The 21392-nt window shown below is 67.5% G+C and carries 19 protein-coding genes; 16 read left to right on the forward strand and 3 right to left on the reverse strand.

From position 1 onward, the window contains the following. Window positions 1–101 precede the first annotated feature (101 nt). The 4 genes from AC1MEQ_RS16560 to AC1MEQ_RS16575 all read left to right on the forward strand — a co-directional run bounded on the left by AC1MEQ_RS16560 (window position 102) and on the right by AC1MEQ_RS16575 (window position 5210). Complete coding sequence (locus AC1MEQ_RS16560; protein ID WP_479792261.1) at window positions 102–950, forward strand: hypothetical protein; 849 nt, start codon at window positions 102–104, stop codon at window positions 948–950. A 132-nt stretch (window positions 951–1082) separates the two neighbouring features. Beyond that, a complete protein-coding gene (locus tag AC1MEQ_RS16565) occupies window positions 1083–2882 on the forward strand; it encodes a proline--tRNA ligase (protein WP_479792263.1) in 1800 nt (599 codons plus the stop codon). 12 nt (window positions 2883–2894) lie between these two features. Next, window positions 2895–3719 (forward strand): sulfite exporter TauE/SafE family protein, encoded by an 825-nt coding sequence (locus AC1MEQ_RS16570; RefSeq protein ID WP_479792265.1) that lies wholly within the window; start codon window positions 2895–2897, stop codon window positions 3717–3719. A gap of 90 nt (window positions 3720–3809) precedes the next feature. Next, window positions 3810–5210, forward strand: a complete 1401-nt coding sequence (locus AC1MEQ_RS16575; RefSeq protein ID WP_479792266.1) for an HNH endonuclease — start codon at window positions 3810–3812, stop codon at window positions 5208–5210. A gap of 30 nt (window positions 5211–5240) precedes the next feature. Here the strand turns inward: AC1MEQ_RS16575 and AC1MEQ_RS16580 are convergent, their stop codons facing one another. Further along, window positions 5241–6260, reverse strand: coding sequence for an aminoglycoside phosphotransferase family protein (locus AC1MEQ_RS16580; protein ID WP_479792268.1), 1020 nt, complete (start codon window positions 6258–6260; stop codon window positions 5241–5243). Then, window positions 6260–7549 carry a hypothetical protein gene (locus AC1MEQ_RS16585; RefSeq protein ID WP_479792270.1) on the reverse strand — a complete coding sequence of 430 codons (1290 nt, stop codon included), beginning with the start codon at window positions 7547–7549 and terminating at the stop codon, window positions 6260–6262. The genes AC1MEQ_RS16580 and AC1MEQ_RS16585 overlap by 1 nt, the downstream gene beginning before the upstream one ends. A 169-nt stretch (window positions 7550–7718) precedes the next feature. On the opposite strand from AC1MEQ_RS16585, the gene AC1MEQ_RS16590 reads away from it, so the two are divergent. The 5 genes from AC1MEQ_RS16590 (at window position 7719) to rbfA (ending at window position 13255) form a co-directional block, all read left to right on the forward strand. After that, entirely contained in the window at window positions 7719–8300 is a 582-nt protein-coding gene (locus AC1MEQ_RS16590; RefSeq protein WP_479796164.1) for a ribosome maturation factor RimP, read from the forward strand. A gap of 1 nt (window position 8301) precedes the next feature. After that, window positions 8302–9300 carry a transcription termination factor NusA gene (nusA, locus tag AC1MEQ_RS16595; protein WP_479792272.1) on the forward strand — a complete coding sequence of 333 codons (999 nt, stop codon included), beginning with the start codon at window positions 8302–8304 and terminating at the stop codon, window positions 9298–9300. 179 nt (window positions 9301–9479) lie between these two features. Next, window positions 9480–9722 (forward strand): DUF448 domain-containing protein, encoded by a 243-nt coding sequence (locus tag AC1MEQ_RS16600; protein ID WP_479796165.1) that lies wholly within the window; start codon window positions 9480–9482, stop codon window positions 9720–9722. Between the two features lie 161 nt (window positions 9723–9883). After that, window positions 9884–12709, forward strand: a complete 2826-nt coding sequence (infB, locus tag AC1MEQ_RS16605; protein WP_479792273.1) for a translation initiation factor IF-2 — start codon at window positions 9884–9886, stop codon at window positions 12707–12709. Between the two features lie 108 nt (window positions 12710–12817). Then, window positions 12818–13255 carry a 30S ribosome-binding factor RbfA gene (gene rbfA, locus AC1MEQ_RS16610; RefSeq protein ID WP_479792275.1) on the forward strand — a complete coding sequence of 146 codons (438 nt, stop codon included), beginning with the start codon at window positions 12818–12820 and terminating at the stop codon, window positions 13253–13255. Between the two features lie 118 nt (window positions 13256–13373). Here rbfA and AC1MEQ_RS16615 read toward each other — a convergent pair whose 3' ends face one another. Continuing rightward, window positions 13374–14501: a ScyD/ScyE family protein gene (locus AC1MEQ_RS16615; protein ID WP_479792277.1), complete on the reverse strand. Its 1128-nt coding sequence runs from the start codon at window positions 14499–14501 to the stop codon at window positions 13374–13376. 364 nt (window positions 14502–14865) lie between these two features. On the opposite strand from AC1MEQ_RS16615, the gene truB reads away from it, so the two are divergent. From truB to AC1MEQ_RS16650, 7 genes are all read left to right on the forward strand, one after another. After that, window positions 14866–15774: a tRNA pseudouridine(55) synthase TruB gene (gene truB, locus AC1MEQ_RS16620; protein ID WP_479792279.1), complete on the forward strand. Its 909-nt coding sequence runs from the start codon at window positions 14866–14868 to the stop codon at window positions 15772–15774. 78 nt (window positions 15775–15852) lie between these two features. Further along, entirely contained in the window at window positions 15853–16227 is a 375-nt protein-coding gene (locus AC1MEQ_RS16625) for a hypothetical protein (RefSeq protein WP_479792280.1), read from the forward strand. Continuing rightward, the gene (locus tag AC1MEQ_RS16630; protein ID WP_479792282.1) at window positions 16224–16649 is read left to right on the forward strand and encodes a hypothetical protein; all 426 of its coding nucleotides are present in this window, start codon (window positions 16224–16226) and stop codon (window positions 16647–16649) included. Before AC1MEQ_RS16625 ends, AC1MEQ_RS16630 begins: the two co-directional genes overlap by 4 nt. Window positions 16650–16736: 87 nt before the next feature. Beyond that, on the forward strand, window positions 16737–17696 hold the full coding sequence (locus AC1MEQ_RS16635; RefSeq protein WP_479792284.1) for a bifunctional riboflavin kinase/FAD synthetase: 960 nt from the start codon (window positions 16737–16739) through the stop codon (window positions 17694–17696). A 19-nt stretch (window positions 17697–17715) separates the two neighbouring features. Beyond that, the gene (locus AC1MEQ_RS16640) at window positions 17716–18510 is read left to right on the forward strand and encodes a class I SAM-dependent methyltransferase (protein WP_479792285.1); all 795 of its coding nucleotides are present in this window, start codon (window positions 17716–17718) and stop codon (window positions 18508–18510) included. A gap of 108 nt (window positions 18511–18618) precedes the next feature. Further along, entirely contained in the window at window positions 18619–18888 is a 270-nt protein-coding gene (gene rpsO, locus AC1MEQ_RS16645; protein ID WP_343900970.1) for a 30S ribosomal protein S15, read from the forward strand. 264 nt (window positions 18889–19152) lie between these two features. Further along, complete coding sequence (locus tag AC1MEQ_RS16650; protein ID WP_479792286.1) at window positions 19153–21390, forward strand: polyribonucleotide nucleotidyltransferase; 2238 nt, start codon at window positions 19153–19155, stop codon at window positions 21388–21390. Window positions 21391–21392 lie beyond the last annotated feature (2 nt).

Here is a 21392-nt window from a genome sequence, read left to right on the forward strand (position 1 = left end):
CCCTGGCCTGCATCCGCCCACGGCCGCACGGGATTCGCTAGGGTGGAGAAAGAACAACCGGCACCGACGGCGCCGGAACCAACCGGCACGACGGGGGAACCATGGGCAGCGCACCAGCGCACCGCCACCCCAGGGGCGCAACGCGCCTCCCATCGCGTGCTGCCCGCGGCCGGACCGCCGCGGCCCTGCTGCTCGTGACGCCGCTGGCCCTGACGGCCTGCACCGGCACCGGCGAACCCGGACCCAGCCAGCCCGGCACCACCACGCCCCCCGCGAGCACCCAGGCACCGCCGTCGTCCCCGGTAGCCTCCACGGCGCCGACGGGCAGCCCCACGCTTCCGCCCTTGACCGGCCCACTGCCCTCCTTCACCGCGCAGGAGCTCGCGGCAGCCGCCGGCGAGATCGCCGGGGACCATCCGGGGTCACGGGTGCGGACGGCCGAGGAGATCGCGTCGCTGGCCGAATCGGGACGCAAGCTGCTCGACGACATGGATATCACCCCGGCGAAGTGCGCACCGTTCATGGACAACCAGGAAGCCACCCTGCCGGCGAGTGCGGCCATCGCCTCGGTGACGATCCCGGGTGCGACCGTCGAGAGCGAAACCTCGATCAGCCTGGCCTCCTACCCGCAGCCGGTGGACGCGGCCGAGGCGGTCTCCCGCACCACCGGACTGCTGCGCAGCTGCGGGACATTCACCCTCCAGCTGGGGAGTACCGAGGGCACCGCAACGCTCAAGGGCCGGATGGCCGACACCGATGCCGAAACCACGGCCGCCTACTGGATGGACGTGGCCGCAGGCGAGCAGAGCGTGGCCAGCTATACCGTCTCGGGCAGCGACGGGGCCGTCGTCGTCTCAGTCACCACGCGGGATGCCACGGAGGCCGACATCGTTCCCGAGGACGTCGCGGCCACCCTGGACGAGGCCCTCACGGCGCTCCGAACCCAATAACCGGACGCCACGTCCGGGCTCCGGCGGTGCCCCTGTTCGGCACTGTGCCGGGCAACGGGTAAATTGGAACCGTCCCGTCACGGACATCATCCCCACGACCAGCGGCGAAGCCCGCGGAAACGGACAGCAAGCGTGGTCCTGCGACTTTCCACCATGTTCCTGCGCACCCTGCGCGAAGACCCGGTTGACGCCGAGGTCGCCAGCCACAAGCTGTTGGTTCGGGCCGGCTACATCCGCCGTGCCGCGCCGGGCATCTACACCTGGCTGCCGCTGGGCATGCGCGTGCTGGCCAAGGTCGAGGCGATCGTCCGCGAGGAGATGAACGCCATCGGCGGCCAAGAGGTGCACTTCCCGGCACTGCTGCCGCGCGAACCGTACGAGGCCACCGGCCGCTGGACCGAGTACGGCGACGCCCTGTTCCGGCTGCAGGATCGCAAGGGCGCCGACTACCTGCTGGCGCCGACGCATGAGGAGATGTTCACCCTCCTGGTGAAGGACCTGTACAACTCGTACAAGGACCTGCCGGTGTACCTCTACCAGATCCAGAACAAGTACCGCGATGAGGCGCGTCCCCGCGCGGGCCTGCTGCGCGGGCGCGAATTCATCATGAAGGACTCCTACTCCTTCGACATCGACGACGCCGGACTGGATGCCGCCTACGCAAAGCACCGCGAGGCCTACCTGAAGATCTTCGCCCGGCTGGGCCTGGAGATCCTGCCGGTGAAGGCGACCGCCGGGGCCATGGGCGGCTCCAAATCCGAGGAGTTCCTGCACCCGACTGCCGTCGGCGAGGACACCTTCGTGCGCTCGTCCGGCGGATATGCGGCCAACGTGGAGGCCGTGACGACCATCGTGCCCGCAGACATCGACCACTCCGCCCTGCCGGCCCTGGACGTCAAGGACACCCCGGACACCCCCACGATCGACACACTCGTGGAGGTCGCCAACCGCATCGCCCCGAAGGCCGAAGGCACCTGGACCGCGATCGACACCCTGAAGAACGTGGTGCTGGCCGCCAAGCTGCCCACCGGTGAACGCCGGCTCGTGGCCATCGGCCTGCCCGGCGACCGCGCCGTTGACCTCAAGCGTGTCGAGGCCAACATCGCCGGACACCTCGAGACCGGCGGCGAAGTCGAGATCGAAGCCGCCACCGAGGACGACCTCCGGAAGAACCCCGGTCTGGTCAAGGGCTACATCGGCCCCGGCAATGGACTGGGCCAGGCGGTGCTCGGCACCGGGGGATCCACCGGGATCCTCTACCTCGTGGACCCCCGCGTCGTCTCAGGTACCTCGTGGATCACCGGGGCCAACGAGCCGGGCCGGCACGTGTTCGGTCTGGTTGCCGGACGAGACTTCACCTGGGACGGCGCCATCGAATGCGTCGAGGTCCGCGAAGGCGATCCCGCCCCCGACGGGTCCGGGCCGCTGGAAACGGCACGTGGCATCGAGATGGGCCACATTTTCCAGCTCGGCCGCAAATACGCCGAGGCGCTCGAACTCAAGGTCCTGGACCAGAACGGCAAGCTCGTCACCGTCACCATGGGTTCCTACGGCATTGGCGTCACCCGCGCGGTCGCGGCCTTGGCCGAGTCCAACCACGACGACCGTGGCCTGATGTGGCCGCGCAACGTCGCCCCGGCGGACGTCCACCTCATGGTCACCGGCAAGGGCGCAGACCTCTTCGAGGAGGCCGAGCGGATCGCCGCGGCACTGGACGCCGAGGGAATCGAGGTCATCTTCGACGACCGGCCGAAGGTATCGGCGGGCGTGAAGTTCGGTGATGCCGAACTGGTGGGCGTGCCCACGATCGCCGTCGTCGGCCGCGGCCTGGCCGAGGGGCTCATCGAGGTCAAGGACCGCGCCAGTGGATCCGCCGAGAACGTTCCCGTGGCCGACGTGGTGGACCACCTCATCCGCGCCGTCCGCAGCTAGTACCGGATCCCCGTGGACTGGGCTTCGCTGCTGCAAGGTTCCGGACTGGAGGACATCCAGACCGAAACCGTGCTGCTGGTCATCGTAGCGGGCTTGGCGGCCGGGTGGATCGACGCCGTCGTCGGGGGCGGGGGGCTGCTCCAGCTGCCGGCGCTGTTGCTCGTCCCCGGAATCACCCCGGTCCAGGCACTGGCCACGAACAAGCTCGGCTCCATCTTCGGGACGACGACGAGCGCCGTCACCTATTACCGGAGGGCGCACCCGGATCTGAAGACGGCCCTGCCCATGGCCGGGATCGCGCTGATCGGTAGCTTCGGTGGGGCCATCGTCGCCACCCTGCTGCCGCCGTCGGTCTTCAAGCCCATCATTGTCGCGGCGCTCATTGCCGTGGCCATCTTCACCGCGGTGAAGCCAACTGTCGGCGAACTGACGGCCCTGCGGCATTCCGGCCGCCGGCACTATGCCATAGCTGGCGTCATCGGCCTCGTGATCGGGTTCTACGACGGCTTGATCGGTCCGGGCACCGGGTCCTTCCTGATCATCGCCATGGTCATCTTCCTCGGCTACAACTTCCTGGCCTCCAGCGCCAAGGCCAAGATCGTGAACATGGCGACCAATCTCGGGGCGCTGGCCTTCTTCCTGCCCACGGGGCACCTGCTGTGGGGGCTGGGCCTGCTTCTGGGGCTGGCCAACATGGTGGGCGGCTACCTGGGTGCACGGATGGCCGTCAGCAGGGGCAGCAAGTTCATCCGGGTCGTCTTCCTTGTGGTGGTCGGAGTCCTCGTCCTCCGCCTGGGATACGACGTTCTCCAGGAGAACATCCTGCACCGTTCGTAGTCCTCCACCACGCAATCCATTGCGTCACTATCCCCTCACAGGGTTGTTTTTCCGGGGTTTTGGTGGGGTGCTGCCGGTAGAATCGAATACATGTTCGAGTCTTTGGCGGTTCCGGATCCTGGTCCCGCGGTGTCGGCGTCCCCGCCCGCCGCGGGGTCTTCCGGGGCGGGCCGGGAGGGCGTCGATGCCCTGGAGCTGCTCTCCGGCGTGCTGTCGCTGCTGCCGGTCGCCGATGTCGGTGGCCTGGGTGAAGCGGGGCTGGTGGATGTGATCGGCTTCGCGGAGTCGGTGAAGAACGCGTTGGCCGGGCTCCAGGCCCGGGCCGAGGTCGCCTTGGACGATGTGGTGCGTGCCCGGCAGGAGGCGGCCGGGGTGGAGCGGGCGAGGATCGGTGTCGGTGTCCATGCCCAGGTCGCGTTGGCCTGTTCCGAGTCCCCGAACACCGGTCACCGCTTGTTGGGGTTGGCCAAGGCGGTGGTCAACGAGATGCCCCATACCCATCAGGCGTTGGCCACGGGCCGGCTCTCGGAGTGGCGGGCCACGATGCTGGTTCGGGAGACCGCGTGCCTGAGTCGTGAAGAGCGGGGCATGGTCGATGAGCAGCTGCTGGCGGATCCGTCCGTGTTGGACGGGGTGGGGACCAAGACGTTGATCGCGCGGGCGCGCCGGCTCGCGTATGCGGCATCGCCGACGGCGGTGGCGGATCGGGCGCGGCAGGCGGTGGGGGACCGCCGGGTTTCGCTGCGTCCGGCGCCGGACACGATGAGCATCCTGACCGGGTTGTTGCCGGTGGTCGAGGGTGTGTCGGTGCTCAAGGCGTTGACGTTGGAGGCGGACCGGTTGGTCGGGGTCGGGGACGGGCGTTCGCGGGGGCAGATCATGGCCGATACCCTCGTGGAGCGCGTCACGGGGCAGGCGGTCGCGGGACAGGTGCGTCTGGAGGTCCAGGTCGTGATGACGGACCGGACGTTGTTCCAAGGCGATGCGGAACCGGCCCAGCTTCCCGGGTACGGGATCGTCCCGGCCCAGGTGGGGCGGGATCTGGTCCGGCGGGCCGGCGGGCTGGAGCCGGCCGGCGATGTGGCCGGGGTTGGTTCCGGGGAGTCGGTGGTGGCCTCGGCGGAGGGGTTGGCGTGGATCAGGCGGTTGTATACGGCTCCGGGGACGGGGGAGTTGGTGGGCATGGATTCACGGGCCCGGTTCTTCCCGGCGGGATTGGCGCGGTTCATCGCGGCCCGGGACCAGACCTGCGGAACCGCGTGGTGTGATGCCCCGGTCCGTCACAACGACCACGTTCTGGCGTGGGCTGCCGGGGGCAGGACAACCGCGGAAAATGCGCGTGGACGATGCGCCGACTGTAATTACGTCAAGGAATCCCCGGGGTGGGGTGCGGCCACGGTACCGGGGGACCGGCACACGACGATCACCACGACCCCGACCGGGCATGTCTACCGATCCCAGGCACCGCCACTACCCGGCGACACCAGCTAAAACACACCAGAGGAGTCGGCCCATGGGCACTCAGACGAGCGGTTTGAGCTGTTCGGCCCTGGGCAGCGCGGAAACATCGCCCTGGCTAAGGGCTGTAGCGACCCAGAGAGAGCGTTCCGCATCCTGGGGCAGCCCCTCCTCCGAAAACGTCAAGACATCTTCCACCGCTCGGGCGATGGACCAACCGACGGCCAGGTCGGCGTCCAGCCCGGCCGCGAGGCTGAGTTGGCGGCATCGTGCGCGAAGTGCAGCTGCTGGATCCCGGACCGGAAGGTCGCCCAAGCGGTTGTGAAGCATGGGCAGGACGGCGAATTCGCGGTCCCCGATGTACATCTGCGGGTCGATGGCCACGTAGTCATCCGTTCCCGGTCGGGCCAGCACATTGAAGTAGTGCAAATCTGCATGGACCAGGAAGTCGTTGTCATCGCGGCGTCCCACCGCACCCCGTGTCTGGCAGACCTTCAGGGCTGCCTCGAGGAGTCTGCGGGGGAGTATCCCGGGTCGGTCGGCCCATCGGGCAGGGAGCTCATCGTTCCACCGTTCGGCGAGGGCGTCGGTCCGTTCAAACGGCTCTGTGCTCTCGGCGGATCCGGGCAGGTCGGCCACCCTCCGGCTCAGCTGCCTCATCACGGTGCCCCATATTCGCGCCGCCATCGATGGGGGCATGCAGCCGATGTCCCGATCCGGGTCCAGCCTTTCCAGCAGGAGGAACCCGGCCTCAGCGCGGATGAGGCGGACGGCGCCTTCCCCCGCCCACAGGCGAAGGGCGGCAGCCTCGGTTGCCAGCTCGGGGGCGGGGATCTGGTACTTCAGGGCCAGATGCCTCCCGTCGACATCAACAACTGGAACGACGATGCCGGCATGGCCGGCAAACCAGGAACGCCCGATAACCGGGGCACGGCGGATATTCCAGAGGGCGCATTGTCTGGTAACGCGCGATTCGAGGTCCCGGAGCCACGCCGCTCCGCCGGAAACGCGAAGGGCATTGTGGCGCAGTTGGGCTGGTAGCTCACTGGGGTTTACGAAGGGGCTTGGATTCTCTGGGCGCACTACGACGTTCTGGTGAGGTCGGGGTTCGTCCCAGCCAGGACGAAGGACCGATCGGCCGCGAGCCAAGTTTCGGTGACCAGGGCCGGGCGGATGGCGTCCGGGGCCTGTGCAGCGGCATCGCGCAACAGGGCTGCCAGTTGCTCCTCGGACGCAGCAACCGATTCGATGGGCGCGGCGCCGAATTCGTCGGGCAACGCATAGGCTGTCGCCCGGGTCGGGGAGCAGTCATCCGGTAGGAGGTCTTCCAATCGGTGCCCCAGCTCTGATGCGGTGGCGGACAATTTCCAGCCGCCTTGGGTGGAGGTGCCGGGGTATTTGATGGCCGCCATTTGGTAGCCGTACGCCTGCCGGAACGCGGCATCAGAGGCCTTGCGTATAGAAGCGGCAGCACGATGCTGGTCGAAGCTCGGGGCCTCGGTGCCTCCCGTGCTGGAAGCGGGGTCCGCCGAGGACGTAGCGTCCGGTGACGCGGAAGCAGCAGACGTGGCGCCGTCCGGCGTGCACGAACCGGACGGGAGCCGGTCGTCCAGGGCTTCATGCCACGCTTGGTCGGGGGCGGTGATATCGACCGGGGGCAAGTCCGGCACCTTGGCATCGGCGGGAACCAATGCTGCAAGCCGTTGGGCTTCCAACCGCTGTTCGATGCCGGCGCCGAGGAGGGCAGCGGCCTCGCTGGGCTTGGCCGTGGAGGCGGCCTCGAGGAGGTTGTTGGCCGAGGTTCCCAATTCCAGGGACACCCGGGCCAGCGCCTGGGTCCCGGAGGAGGGGATTGCCGGGGGCGGGTTCGCGGAGGGTGCAGCCGGTGATTCGGCGTCGCCGGCATGTGCCGATGCGCCGCTTTCTGGTCCGGGCGATGTCTCCTGAGCGACCCGTGCAGCCAGGCCGGGTGTGAGAAGTTCCACATGATGGTGCAGCAGATTTGACGCCCGCTCGAGTTCCTGCGCCGACTTGGCGTTGACGGTCAGGGGGGCCACTTCTGGCAAGCCGGAGGGCGGGGATGCGGATTCGATAGCGCTGTTGTCGTCCGTGGGCCCGGTTCCGGTGGCCAGATCCGTTGCCGTTCGAGCCAAGGCCAGCATGCTCCGCGAAGCTGCCTCTTGAGCACTGATTTGGGGTCCTTCGCCGCGGAAATCCGGGCCCCACTCCTTCTTGGTCGTCGTGCCGATACCGACGACGATCACTGCCACCAGCAGCAACCCGAGCAGGCGAAGCAGGAGCTTCACCCGAAAGGAGGGGCCACGCCGACGTGTCCGTCGGGGGGATTCGGGGGAGCGGGAGCGCGTATCCATCGTCTTGATCATCCCACGACCACGCCACGACGAGGCGTACATGCCCGCGGTGTTCTTCGCTCCCGAGGGCTGAACGGGAGGGCAAGTCGTGGTCGGCGACGAAGGGTCGGCGGGGAATCGTCGGCGGGCCCGGGGAAATGTCGATACTCTGGTACGCACAACATCGAATATGTGGGAGGAAGTCATGTCCGAACAGCCGGCAAGCACCCCGTCCGAAGGACAGCGGCTCAAGGAGTATCTGGAACCCACTGTTTCCGCCCATGGTCTCTTCCTTGAAGAAGTCGAGGTCCGTTCGGGTGCCGACCACCGCACGGTTAATGTCGTCATCGACCTGGTCGAAGGCACTGGCAACGTCGACTTGGATGCGTTGGCCGAGGTGTCACGAGCCGTTTCGGAGGCCATGGACCGTTCGCCGGTAGAGCCCGGTGTGGCCTACGATCTCGAGGTCTCGTCCCCCGGTGTTGGCCGCCCGCTGACTCTTCCACGGCACTGGATCCGGAACGTCGGCCGCTTGGTGAAGGTCAACCTCATGGGCGAAGACAACATCACGGGGCGCCTCACGGGCGCCGACGACGAAACGATCACGATCGTGCCCGACATACCGGTGAAGAAGGGCATGAAGCCGAAGCAGGGAGAACCCCGCACCTTGGCGTATGACACCATCCGCCGCGGCGCGGTCGAGGTTGAATTCACCCGTTCAGGCCCCCTGGACGACGAAGCAGTAGAGATCGACGAGGCGCAGGAGGCCTGACATGGACATCGATATGAGCGCACTGCGACTCCTCGAATCGGAGCGCGAAATCCCGCTCCACCTGATCATCCCCACCATCGAGCAGGCCCTGGTGATGGCGTACCACAAGTCGCCTGGTGCCATTGAGCAGGCACGGGCCGAACTGGACCAGAAGACGGGGCGCGTAACCATCTGGGCGGCCGAAATCGACGAGGACGGCACTTCCGTCGGCGAGTTCGACGACACCCCGGAGGGATTCGGGCGCATCGCTGCAAGCACCGCCCGCCAGATCATCCTCCAGCGCCTGCGCGACGTCGAGGATGACAACATCCTGGGCCAATTCAAGGGCAAGGAGGGTGAGCTGATCTCGGGGCAGATCCAACAAGGCAACAACCCGATCATGATCCAGGTCAACCTAGGGACGATCGAGGCATTGCTGCCGCCTCCCGAGCAGGTCCCTGGCGAGAAGTACATACACGGCACGCGCATCCGCGCCTATGTCACCGATGTGCGCAGGGGCCCCAAGGGGCCGTCCATCACCCTTTCGCGTTCGCACCCGAACCTCGTGCGCCGGCTCTTCGAACTCGAGGTCCCCGAGATCGCCGATGGGACCGTCGAGATCGTTTCGCTTGCCCGTGAAGCCGGACACCGCACGAAGATTGCCGTTCGGGCCACCAGGGCCGGGGTCAACGCGAAGGGCGCATGCATCGGCGAGATGGGATCGCGCGTGCGCGCCGTCATGAACGAATTGCACGACGAGAAGATCGACATCGTCGATTACAACGAGGACCCGGCGCGCTTCATCGCCAGCGCTTTGTCGCCGTCGAAGGTCAAATCGGTCACCATCGTGGACGAGGCCATCCGCCAGGCCCATGTGGTTGTCCCCGACTACCAGCTGTCCCTCGCCATCGGCAAGGAAGGGCAGAACGCCCGCTTGGCAGCCAAGCTGACCGGTTGGCGCATCGACATTTCCTCCGATGCCAACCCGCAGGGCCGGGTCGAAGCCGTCCGTCCCGAGTGACCATGGGCGCACTGCCCCATGGTCGGGGCGAAAAGCGGTAGACTTGTCTGTGGTCCGGTCAGGTCCGGCCGTCCCCAACCCAGGAGTTGACCTCCCACGTGAGCTCGCAGCATCAGCCGCAGCGCACGTGTATCGGGTGCCGGGAATCGACGGACCAGGACCAGTTGTTGCGGTGGGTGGTGGATGGACTCGGCTCTTTGGCCGTTCCGGATCCCGCCCGTCGCAAGTCCGGCAGGGGTGCTTGGTTGCACCCCACACCGGAATGTGCAGGCCGTGCCGTGAAACGGCGGGCGTTTTTCAGGGCCTTCAGGGCCCCGGTGGACGACTCGCAGGTGGAATCGGCATTGGCAGCGCTGGGTGCGCCCCCGCCGGGAGGCAGCACCGAATTAACCGTCAAACGTGAAAGCGGGTCAGAAATCTGATGGAAACCCGATGAGTGTCAAGCGATGAGCGCCTAGCTATGACTAATCAGTTATGCGCAACGATCGGCATGCCGCCTCGCGGTGGATGCCGGCCAAGCCCAAAAAAGACGGTTCGCACCCGGTAAGAAGTGAGTGCAGGGGCGGACCGAGACAGGAGAAATGTGGCCAAGGTCCGCGTACACGAGCTCGCCAAAGAGCTCGGCATCACTTCGAAGGATGCAGTGGCAAAACTGCAGGAAATGGGCGAGTTCGTCCGTTCCGCCTCTTCGACCATTGAAGCGCCCGTAGTGAAGAAACTGCGGGGAGCCTTCCCCCAGCAGCAGCCGGCTGCCAAGGCCCCGGCAGTTGCCAAGCCCGCCACCAAGCCGGCAAGCCCCGCCCCGGCGGCCTCCGGCACCCCGACGTCCAACGCGCCGCGCCCCGGAGCCCGTCCTGCCCCGAAGCCAGCTGCAGCAGCACCGGCAGAACCTGCCCCGGCAGAGGCAACGCCAGCGGCGCCGACACCGGTTACGGAAAAGCCGGCTGCGGAAAAGCCCGCTGCCGAACAGCCCGCCGCCGAGAAGTCGGCTGCACCGCGTCCGACCTCGGCCAAGCCCGGCGCTCCGCGTCCCGGCAACAACCCGTTCTCCTCGCAGCAGGGCATGCGCGGCAAGGACTCCGGCCCCGGTGGCCCCCGCCCCGGAGCCCGCCAGGGCAATCGCCCCGGCGGACCGCGCCCGGGAAACAACCCGTTCGCCCCCCAGCAGGGCATGCGCTCCGGTGCCCCCTCGGGCCAGGGCGGACCGCGTCCGCCGGCAGGTTCCGGTGGCCCGCGTCCCGGTGCCCCGCGTCCGGGCGCACCGCGCACCGGTGCCGGTGCACCCGGTGCACCCGGTGCCCGTCCGGGCGGTCCCCGCCCCACGCCGGGCATGATGCCCAACCGCACCGAGCGCCCGGCACCCGCCGGCGCAGGTCGTCCCGGCGCGCCGGGACGCGGCGGTGCCCCCGGACGTCCCGGAGGAGCACCCGGTGGCGGCTTCGGCGGCAAGGGCGGCGGCCGCGGACGCGGCGGCACCCAGGGTGCCTTCGGCAAGGGAGGCGCCGGCCGCGGCAAGCAGCGCAAGTCCAAGCGTGCCAAGCGCCAGGAACTGGAGCAGATGAGCGCACCGTCGCTGGGCGGCGTGAGCGTTCCCCGCGGCAACGGGGAGACCATCGTGCGTCTTCGCCGCGGTGCTTCCATCACCGACTTCGCCGATAAGATCGAGGCGAACCCGGCGGCACTGGTGACCGTGCTCTTCCACCTCGGTGAAATGGCCACGGCCACCCAGTCACTGGACGAGGGCACCTTCGACGTCCTCGGCGCCGAGCTGGGCTACAAGGTCCAGGTCGTCTCCCCCGAGGACGAGGAGCGCGAGCTGCTCGAGTCCTTCGCCATCGACCTCGACCAGGAGCTCGAGGAAGAAGGCGACGAGGACCTGCTTCCCCGCCCGCCAGTGGTCACCGTCATGGGTCACGTCGACCACGGCAAGACCCGCCTGCTGGACGCGGTCCGCAAGACCAACGTCATCGAAGGCGAAGCCGGCGGCATCACACAGCACATCGGTGCCTACCAGATCAGCCACGAACACGAGGGCACCGAACGCGCCATCACGTTCATCGATACCCCGGGCCACGAGGCGTTCACCGCCATGCGTGCCCGTGGTGCGAAGGTCACCGACATCGCGGTATTGGTCGTCGCAGCGGATGACGGCGTCATGCCGCAGACCGTCGAGGCGCTCAACCACGCCCAGGCGGCCAATGTCCCGATCGTGGTCGCGGTGAACAAGATCGACAAGGAGTCGGCCAACCCGGACAAGGTCAAGGGCCAGCTCGCCGAGTACGGTCTGGTCCCCGAGGAATATGGTGGCGACACCATGTTCGTGCCGGTCTCCGCACTGCAGAACATGGGCATTGACGAGCTCCTCGAGGCGGTGCTGCTGACCGCGGACGCCGCACTGGACATGCGCGCCAACCCGAACAAGGATGCGCGCGGCATCGCCATCGAGGCCAACCTCGATAAGGGCCGTGGCGCAGTGGCCACCGTGCTGGTTCAGTCCGGCACGCTGAACGTCGGCGACACCATCGTCGCCGGCCAGGCCCACGGACGTGTCCGTGCGATGTTCAACGAGAACGGTGACAACCTGGAAACGGCGGGTCCGTCCCGTCCGGTCCAGGTGCTGGGCCTGTCCACCGTCCCGCGGGCCGGCGACACGTTCCTGGTCACCACCGACGAGCGCACCGCCCGCCAGATCGCCGAAAAGCGCGAAGCAGCGGACCGCAACGCCCAGTTGGCCAAGCGCCGTAAGCGCATCACGCTGGAAGACTTCGACCAGGCAGTGGCCGAGGGCAAGATCGACACCCTCAACCTCATCCTCAAGGGTGACGTGTCCGGTGCCGTGGAAGCCCTCGAGGATTCCCTGCTGAAGATCGACGTGGGCGAAGGCGTGCAGCTGCGCGTCATCCACCGCGGCGTCGGCGCCATCACGCAGAACGACGTCAACCTCGCCACCGTCGACAACGCGATCATCATCGGCTTCAACGTGAAGCCGGCGGAACGCGTTGCGGATCTGGCCGACAAGGAGGGCGTTGACATGCGCTTCTACTCGGTCATCTACGCGGCGATCGATGACATCGAGTTGGCGCTGAAGGGCATGCTGAAGCCGGAATACGAGGAAGCCCAGTTGGGCACCGCGGAGGTCCGCGAGGTCTTCCGTTCCTCGAAGTTCGGCAACATTGCCGGCTCGATCGTCCGCTCCGGCACGATCCGACGCAACTCCAAGGCGCGCGTCACCCGTGACGGCAAGGTCATCGGCGAGAACCTCACCGTCGACTCGCTGAAGCGCTTCAAGGACGACGCCACCGAGGTCCGCACGGACTTCGAATGTGGTATCGGCCTGGGCTCCTTCAACGATGTCAAGGAAGGCGACTTCATCGAGACGTACGAGATGCGCGAGAAGCCCCGCGCCTAGTCACGAATCCCGTACGACGCCGGACGCTCGCCTTTCGGGCGGGCGTCCGGCGTCGTCGGCCCTACTCTTAAAGCATCAACCAGCACACTGAATCCCCAGGAGGGCATCATGGCCGATCCGGCACGCGCGGCACGGCTCGCGCAACGCATCAAGGTCCTGGTCGCGCAGTCGCTCGGCAAGGTCGTGAAGGATCCCCGCGTCGAAAGCGTGACGATCACCGACTCCCGGGTCACCAACGACCTGCAAAACGCGACCGTCTACTACACGGTCCTCGGCGACGACGAGGCCAAGGCCGACGCCGCCGCCGGCCTGGCCAAGGCCAAGGGGGTTTTGCGCAAGGAGGTCGGCCGCAACCTGACCGTCCGGCTGACGCCGACGCTGGAATTCGTCGCCGACGAGATCCCGGTCAATGCCTCACATCTCGAGGAATTGCTGCGCGACGCCAAGGCGCGTGACGCCGAGGTGGCGGCCCTGGCCGCCGGTGCCCAGCACGCCGGGGACGCAGATCCTTACAAACACCCGGACGATGAAGAGGACCAGGACTAGCCACGCCGTACCGTCTGCCGCGGCACGCAGCCGCGATGGACGGACGCCGGGCGGTGCCGCTGCCAGCCACCCTAGGGTGGTCGGCAGCGGCACCGCCCTTTTTGTCGTGCGGGGTGTGTCACCAGACCCGCATCTTCACCAGCTTCCCCAGGGGCATCAGTGCCTCGGTGACCGCGATCATCGTGTGTCCCGAAACCTCGATATCGGCAGGCATGGTCGGGGTGGCCAGAGTCGTGGTGCCGTGGTGGCCAATCCGCGAGATCCGGTTGCCGAACAGCTCGGAGACGTAGACGGTGCCGCGTGCGTCCACGGCGACACCGGTCGGTGCCTGCAGACCGCTAGCCAGCAGCTGGGTCCTACCGGAATTCAGGTGGGTCCGGTAGACCTTCCCGTGGCCGAGCTCCTCGCCGGGCGCTCCGGGAAGGACCGAGTAGTACAGCCAGTTGCCGCGGATCTCGATATCGGTCGGGACGGGCTGCATCCAATACGTCAGCCCCATGGCACAGGTCGGGACCACCATGCCGCCTCCTGCGGCCGACGCCACCACCGCCGCGTCGATCGTGATCGGCTCGGCGGGGATCTTCTTGACGAGTTTCACGTGTCCGCGGTGGGAGACGTAAACGATGGCGTTCGCCCCGGCATCGCCGACGTACACGCCGTGGCGCGTGGGAACGGTCGAATAGGGATGCGAGAACACCTCACCCCGGGATTGGAGGAAAGGTGCCTGTGCCAGACATGATGCGCTGATGTGGCGGACCCCGTAGACGGTCCGGCCGTCGGGATCATGGCGCTTCTCGAAGGTGCTCAGGTCTGCCAGGGTCCGGATGTGCCCCCGGCTGTCCCGACTCTTGAGCTTCGCCGGCAGCAACGTGGACGGTGGCTCCTCCGGGTTCTCCGCCTGGTCGTTCTGCGTGTAGTAGGTAGTGCCGTGCCGGTAGGACACCCCGGCGATCTCCTTGCCCGGCGCGGAGACCAGCGTGCGCTTGTGTCCGTGGGAATCGATGCGCGTGAGCATGCCGGCCATCGATTCGGTCACCAGGTAGCTGTCGTGGGGCCCGAACGCCACCTTCAGGGGCGATACCAGGCCATCGGCCACATCGGCCACATCGACGACTCGGCTGGTCGGCGGGGAGGAATGGCCATGTCCGTGCCCGGTTCGGCCGGGGTGGGCCAGGGCCGGGCCCGAGGTCAGGGTGATGGCGAGTGCTGCAGCGGCAGTCGAGGCCGCAATGGAACGAAATCTCATGATGATCCGATCGGGAGCGTGCCGGGGTGCCGGCACGGGTGCTTCTCCAGAAGTCGCCGCCGATTAGGGGGAAGACTGGCAAATGAGCGGAAGTTCCGCCAAGGCGGTGATGATGCACACCCAGTAGTGCAGAAGGAGACCGGCGCATCCCCCAGTGGCCTCCGCGCTGCCGTGGCACGGGGCCACGCGTGAAGTGAGCGTAGGACCGAGTCAAAAGCATGTCAATAGCAGTGTGGGGCCGCCTGCGGGAACCAGGAACGACCTGTCCCGAAAATCCCTGCGAAACGCCTCCCGGCACACGGCTGCCCCCGCGTCCGAACCGTTCGGAGTCGTGGACCCCGCATGCGCACCTATACTGGGTGACGTGAAAAAAGGTGCCAGCACAGATCAGGCCGCCGTCGGATCGGGACTGGTGATCGTCGACAAGCCGCAGGGCTGGACGAGCCATGATGTCGTCGGGCGCACGCGTCGCCTGGCCGGAACCCGCAAGGTCGGCCACGCGGGGACCCTGGACCCGATGGCCACCGGCGTCCTGGTGGTCGGGGTCAACAAGGCCACCCGCCTGCTGACCTACATCGTCGGCGTCTCCAAGACCTACGAGGCCACCATCCGCCTCGGCGAGAACACCGTGACGGACGACGCCGAAGGCGAACTCGTGGAGGCGCGAATCGCCGCGGCAGTGACCGCCGACCAGATCCACGAAGGCGTTGCGGCACTGACCGGGGACATTCAGCAGGTCCCGTCCAGCGTCAGCGCCATCAAGGTCAACGGCGAACGCTCCTATGCCCGGGTGCGCAGCGGCCAGGACGTGGACCTGCCAGCCCGTCCCGTGACGGTCAGCCGGTTCGAGGTCCATGACGTCCGACGCCTGCGTGGCGGCAAGATCCAGGACGTCGACGTCACGGTCGAATGCTCGTCCGGCACCTACGTCCGTGCCCTGGCCCGCGACCTCGGCGAGGGGCTGGGCGTCGGCGGGCACCTCACCGCCCTGCGGCGGACCCGCGTCGGCCCGTATGGGATCGACGGGGCCCGGACCATGGAGGAACTTGCCGCGGAGTTCTCCCTGCTGGCCCTCGACGACGCGGCCCGGGCACTCTTCCCGAACCGGGAACTCAGCGCCGAGGAGGCCACGGAGCTGTCCTTCGGGCGCCGCATCGCCCCCAACGAGGGAAAAGAGGTCACCGCGGCCTTCGCCCCGGATGGCACCTGCGTCGCCCTCCTGAAGAACAAGGCCGACGCCGCCAAACCCGAAATCGTCTTCGCCACCGCCTGAACCACCACCCGACATCCCCGGTCGACGCACCGTCGTCGTCCCGGTGAACACCTGCCAGCCGCAAAGGAACCACCCACCGTGATCGTTGACGGATTCTTCATCGCCGGTGCCGTGATCTGCGCCCTCTCCGTCCTGCTCAGCGTGTTCGCCACGATCACGCGCGACCATCCGGACGACTACGCCATCATCTCCGTCGCCGCCGTGGAGGTCTTCCTGGTCGTCTACGGCATTTCCGCGGCCATCCGGCAGGCGGGCGGGCAGACGATTGCGGGGGAGCCCTGGGAATTCTGGGGATACGTTGCCACCGCCTTGTTCGTGCCGGTCGTGGCCTTCGCCTGGGCCATCACTGACAAGACCCGTTGGTCCAACGCCGTCCTGGCCGCCGTCGGCCTCACCGTTTTCGTCATGTTGTACCGCATGGAACAGATCTGGGATGGAGCACCCTTCGCATGAACACACCCGCCACGCAGCACAGCACCGGACGGCAGGCCGGGCTGGGGCGCATCATCATCGCCGTCTACGGAATCTTCGCGATCTCCTCCACCGCCCGGGCCGGCTACCAGATCATCACCAAGTTCGGTGAGGCCCCGCTGGCCTACGCACTCAGCGCCGTTGCCGCGGTCGTCTACATCATCGCCACCATCGCCTTGGCCTCCCACAAGCCCGGCAGTTGGCGGCTGTCGCTGATCGCCCTGCTCATTGAGCTGTTTGGGGTGGTTATCGTGGGCATCCTCAGTTTTGCCCTGCCGCAGGATTTTGCACATCCGGCCGTGTGGTCGCACTTCGGCCAGGGCTACGGCTACATCCCGTTCGTGTTGCCGCTGATCGGCCTGTGGTGGCTGTTCCGGCACCGGGAGCCAACCACCGCGCCCTAACGTGAATTCGGCATCACGGGCCGATCGTGAATAATGGAAAACGCGCCAGCCCGGCCATCGAAAACAGCCGCATCCCCAAGGAGCACAGTGCACTACTGGAAAGGCCTCGAATCCGTTCCCGCGGACTTCGGGCCATCGGTCGTCACCATCGGCAACTTCGACGGCGTCCACCGGGGCCACCGTGAGGTGCTCTCCACGCTGACTGCCCTGGGTGCACGGCGCCACGCATCCTCCGTCGCCATCAGCTTCGACCCGCATCCGGCCCAGGTCCACCGCCCGGACACCTGCCCGCCGCTGATCATGGGGTTGGCCGACCGCATCGACTCCCTGGCCGCAACCGGCATCGACGCGCTGCTGATGGTCCACTACACGCTGGAATTCGCGCAGGCCACCGCCGAGGAGTTCGTCAGGAACATCATTGTGGACGGGCTCCGGGCCTGCGCCGTCGTCATCGGACACGACGTGAGGTTCGGCCGCGACAACGCCGGGGACTTCGACACCATGGTCGAGCTGGGCCGGGCTTACGGCTTCGATGTCATCGGCATCGAGGACATCGGGGAGTCGCGGCGCTGGTCCTCCACCTGGATCCGCGAGGCGCTCACCGATGGGGACGTGGCCACGGCCAACGAGATCCTCGGCCGCCCGCACCGCATGCGCGGGGAAATCGTCCATGGTGCCGCCCGGGGCCGCGAGCTGGGCTTCCCCACGGCAAACCTCGCCGCGGATGCGACCGGCATCATCCCCGCCGACGGCGTCTACGCCGGATGGCTCGTCGACGAGTCCGAGATGGCCTGGCCGGCCGCGATCTCCGTCGGCTCCAATCCCACCTTCGAGGGGGTCAGCCGCCAGGTCGAGGCACACGTCATCGACCGCCCGGCCGAGGACGTCGGCGATTTCGACCTCTACGGCCAGCAAGCCGTCATCGAATTCGTCGCCCGCCTGCGCCCCATGGTCGCCTACCACGGGGTCGAGGCGCTGATCGAGCAGATGAACGACGACGTCGAGCGCGCCCGCTCCATCCTGGCCCATGACCGGGCCGGCGCCTGACCGCGAGCCCGCTCAACCGGTGACCCGGCCCGCAGCGGACGCCCCCATCCCCAACCTGCCCGCCCGGGCCCCCGAGCTCGACGAGGCGCGCCGGCTCGCCTTCGGGGCGGCCTTCGCCAGCGGCGGGGGACTCTACGACGCCGTCCGCCCGTCCTACCCGGAGGCCGCCGTGGACTTCCTGGTCCCCGGCGGCGCCCGCGACGCCGTCGACCTCGGCGCAGGCACCGGGATCCTCACCCTCCAGCTCCTCTCCCGCGGATTGCGCACGACGGCGGTGGACCCGTCCGCCGACATGCTGGCCCAGCTGCACCGCAAATCGAATGCCGCGGCCACCGTCCAGGCCACGGCCGAGGACACCGGATTGCCCAGCGCCTCGTTCGACGTGGCCACCTACGCCCAGGCTTGGCACTGGGTGGACGTGGCCCGCGCTTCGGTGGAAACCGCAAGGATCCTGCGGCCCGGCGGCCAGCTGGGGCTGCTCTGGAACCAGCTCGATGTCACCGTTCCCTGGGTCCACCGGCTGAGCCGGATCATGCACGCCGGCGATGTCCACCGCCCCGAGTTCGTTCCGGTGACCGGCCCGGAGTTCACCGGCCTCGAATCGCTGCAACTGCACTGGGACCAGCAGGTCACACCGGAACACCTCATCGAACTAGCCAAGTCGCGTAGCTACTACCTGCGGTCCGGCACCGAGACCCGGGCCCGGGTGGAGGGCAACCTCGCCTGGTACCTGTACGGGCACCTCGGCCTGGAGCCGGGCCAACAGCTGGGGCTCCCGTACTACACGCACGCCTGGCGGGCCCACCGCCCGTAGGACCGGTGATGCTAGACTGGCTGGTGGTGTGCGCTGCAGTCCGCGGTTGCGTGTCACCACGCCGGAAACGGCACCTTACCTGTTCGCGGTACAACTCCAGGAGTTAATGTGGCCCTCGACGCTGCTGTCAAGACCGAAATCATCAAGGCTTACGCCACCCACGAAGGCGACACGGGTTCCCCCGAGGTGCAGATTGCTGTTCTGTCCCGTCGCATTCTGGACCTGACGGAGCACCTGAAGACCCACAAGCACGATCACCACACCCGCCGTGGCCTCATGGGCATGGTTGGCCGTCGTCGTCGCATGCTCGGTTACCTGAAGGACACCGACATCGTCCGCTACCGTGCGCTCATCGAGCGTCTCGGCCTGCGCCGCTAGTCGGATCCAGGGAAGCGGTTCCCCCGCCGGGCAACCGGCGAGGGGCCGCTTTCCGGCAACGGGCCCAGGCCCCGCGCCACCATCACCAGTGAAAACTGCAGGAACCAGCCATCTCGGACATTCGCGGTCCTCGGTAGTGGTCTACGGAAACCGGCACGACGCCGGACACCCCGTGGGCCTCGATCGAAGACCGGGTGCCCCCTCCGGTGGAACCGGAGGAGATCGGCTGGCCCTGCGCCAAACGAGAAACGGAGGTGACTCTCCATGGAGGGTCCCGAAATTCAATTCGCAGAAGCGGTCATCGACAATGGCCGATTCGGTTCACGCACCATCCGCTTTGAGACCGGGCGCCTCGCCCAGCAGGCCGCCGGTGCGGCCATGGTCTACATCGACGACGACACGTCCATGCTTTCCGCCACCACTGCCGGCAAGCACCCCCGCGAGGGCTTCGACTTCTTCCCGCTGACCGTGGACGTCGAGGAGCGCATGTACGCTGCCGGCCGCATCCCCGGCAGCTTCTTCCGCCGCGAGGGCCGCCCCTCGACCGAGGCCATCCTGGCCTGCCGCCTCATGGACCGCCCGCTGCGTCCGGCCTTCGTCAAGGGCCTGCGCAACGAGGTCCAGGTGGTCGTCACCATCCTGTCGATGAACCCGGACGACCTGTACGACGTCGTGGCTATCAACGCCTCCTCGATGTCCACGCAGCTCTCCGGCCTGCCGTTCTCCGGCCCCATCGGCGGCGTCCGCGTTGCCCTGGTCGACGACGGCAACGGCGCCCAGTGGGTTGCCTTCCCGAAGCACTCCCAGCTGGAGAACGCGGTGTTCTCCATGGTCGTGGCCGGCCGCGTTGCCGGTGACGACGTCGCCATCATGATGGTCGAGGCCGAGGCCACCGATCACGCCTGGAACCTGATCAAGGAAAACGGCGCCACCGCCCCGACCGAAGAGGTCGTTGCCGAGGGTCTCGAGGCCGCCAAGCCGTTCATCCAGGTCCTCTGCGACGCACAGGCCGACCTGGCCTCCCGCGCCGCGAAGCCGACCGTGGAGTTCCCGGTCTTCCGCGACTACGAGGACGACGTCTACGCCGCCGTCGAGTCCGCCGCCTCGGCCAAGCTGGCCCAGGTCTTCGCGATCGCCGACAAGCAGGAGCGCGACAACGCCTCCGGCGTCTACCGTGACGAGATCGTCGAACAGCTCGCCAGCGAAGGCAAGGAATTCGACGGCCGTGCCAACGAGGTCTCCAAGGCCTTCGGCGCCGTGACCAAGCAGGTCGTACGCCAGCGCATCCTCACCGAGCAGGTCCGCATCGACGGACGTGGCCTGACGGACATCCGCCAGCTCACCGCCGAGGTCGAGGTCCTGCCCCGCGTCCACGGTTCGGCGATCTTCGAGCGCGGCGAGACCCAGATCATGGGTGTCACCACGCTGAACATGCTCAAGATGGAGCAGCAGATCGACTCGTTGTCGCCGGTGACGCGCAAGCGCTACATGCACAACTACAACTTCCCGCCGTACTCCACCGGCGAGACCGGCCGCGTCGGATCCCCGAAGCGCCGCGAAATCGGCCACGGTGCCCTCGCAGAGCGCGCCCTGATGCCGGTTCTGCCGACCCGCGAGGAATTCCCCTATGCAATCCGCCAGGTCTCCGAGGCGCTGAGCTCCAACGGCTCCACCTCGATGGGCTCGGTCTGCGCCTCGACGCTGTCGCTGCTCAACGCCGGTGTGCCGCTGCGTGCACCGGTTGCGGGCATCGCCATGGGCCTGGTCTCCGACCAGGTCGACGGCCAGACCCGCTACGCGGCGCTGACCGACATCCTCGGTGCCGAGGACGCCATGGGCGACATGGACTTCAAGGTCGCCGGCACGTCCGAGTTCGTCACGGCCATCCAGCTGGATACCAAGCTCGACGGCATCCCCGCCTCCGTGCTGGCCGCCGCGCTGAAGCAGGCCCGCGAAGCCCGCCTGCACATCCTCTCGGTGATCAACTCCGCGATCGACGCACCGGATGAAATGAGCGAGTTCGCCCCGCGCATCATCTCGGTAAAGATCCCCGTGGACAAGATCGGCGAGGTCATTGGCCCGAAGGGCAAGATGATCAACACCATCCAGGAGGACACGGGCGCCGACATCTCCATCGAAGATGACGGCACCGTCCTGATCGGCGCGACCAACGGCGAATCCGCCGAGGCCGCCCGCTCCGCCATTAACGCGATCGCCAACCCGATGGTCCCGGAGGTCGGCGAACGCTACCTCGGCACCGTGGTGAAGCTGACCACGTTTGGCGCCTTCGTGTCCCTGACCCCGGGCAAGGACGGCCTGCTGCACATCTCCGAGCTGCGCAAGCTGGCCGGTGGCAAGCGCGTCGACGACGTCGAGGATGTCGTCTCCGTGGGCCAGAAGATCCAGGTGGAGATCACCAAGGTTGATGACCGCGGAAAGCTCTCCCTGGCGCCTGTCGTCGCCGATGAGGCCGAGGCCGAGTCCTCGCCCGCCAACGCGTAGGG

This window comes from Arthrobacter sp. ASL1, assembly GCF_056680475.1.